Consider the following 1,331-nt stretch of genomic DNA (forward strand, 5'->3'; position numbering starts at 1 on the left):
AAATGGAATTGACAAAAAGATCAATCAGGCGGGTTTCATTGTCAAATTCAAGGGAATCATCCAGGCAGGTGGGAAAAAGAGCGAGCTGAGTTCGGTCGGTTCCTTGGATAAATTTCATATAAAAAGATACAAAAAATACTACTTAAATCCCATAGGGTAAGTAGGTGAATTTTAAGAAAATGCTGGAGGGTTTTTAGACAGTCTGACGGTTTGCAGCTATAAGAAGTTGGCGATTTCGAAGCACAAAACTGTCTGCCACCACAAAACTTGATACGAAGCACGACCTGTCCCGCCTAAGCGGGAAAGCTTTCATTTAACCACCGAACCGCCAATTTTTTGTAGGTGCTGTTATTTGTAGTAGCTGGGTCCAAATTTATTTGTCTGTAAAGTTTGTCAAGCCTCAATTTTTGTTATGATTTATCTGCGCCCATTTCAATTCCTTTTAGCAGACCTAAATACCCAAATGTTACTTCTTTTGGAATATTTTTAACATATCCAAATAATTTGTGTAATGTTTCTACAGCAAAGTTGAGAACAATTTGGTCACGAAGAAATTTAATCTGTGACAAGTCTGAGGAATCGTCACTTTTTTCCTGATTATAGTATTCTATGAACTGTCCAAACCCGTTGATATTTTTGACTACCTGTCCGGTTGAAATTGTCGGTATAGATTTTTTATTTAAATCAGTTTGAATATAGTAGATAATAAAAATGGACTCTAGCAAGTTCTCAACAGAATTTCTGTCGAGACCATGCATTTCCAAGGCCAAGAGAACAGCTGTAAAATTTGGCTGTTCTTTATTGATTCTTGTCGAAACCGTTGTTAGAACGTTAATACTACTTTCCCGGAAAAATTGTTGGCCCGTCTCCAATTGGTCCTTTGTAATTTTATAGTTATTCATAAAGTCATCATTTGTCTGGCTATTACCACTAACGGTTTGGCTATGAGCAGGCGGGCTTTGGAAGCACATTCCTTTCAGCCGAGCCGAAAAGTGAGCTAATAGTTTTATCGTTTCATTTAACCACTGAACCGCCAATTTCTTGTAGGTGCTGTGTGTGCCTTGAATGGTGAATATAGACCAAAAAGATGGTTGTTCCAACGGGTGAAAGTCCCTTAAGCGCGGGAGTCGTTACCCGAAGCCAAGCAAGTGGCAAGGTGGTTTACCGCGAGGTATGCACTGAAGTAAGCCAGACTGCGGTGTCTGTACTGACGAACAGGAACTCTATACTGAGGCTATGAGGTGGGATGAGGTACCACATGATACCGAAGTCCAAAGCCTGAGCGATCAGGTAACCATCACCAAAATAGTAGATGTGGCAGCGATAGGCAT

1 protein-coding gene is annotated in these 1,331 nt (G+C 40.2%); it reads right to left on the reverse strand.

The window, feature by feature from the left end; translation table 11 throughout:
* Positions 1 to 410: 410 nt before the first annotated feature.
* Complete coding sequence (locus BVH04_RS24960) at positions 411 to 1,100, reverse strand: hypothetical protein (RefSeq protein ID WP_086544175.1); 690 nt, start codon at positions 1,098 to 1,100, stop codon at positions 411 to 413.
* Positions 1,101 to 1,331 lie beyond the last annotated feature (231 nt).

The sequence above is a fragment of the Algoriphagus antarcticus genome (genome assembly GCF_002150685.1).
GTDB lineage: Bacteria > Bacteroidota > Bacteroidia > Cytophagales > Cyclobacteriaceae > Algoriphagus > Algoriphagus antarcticus.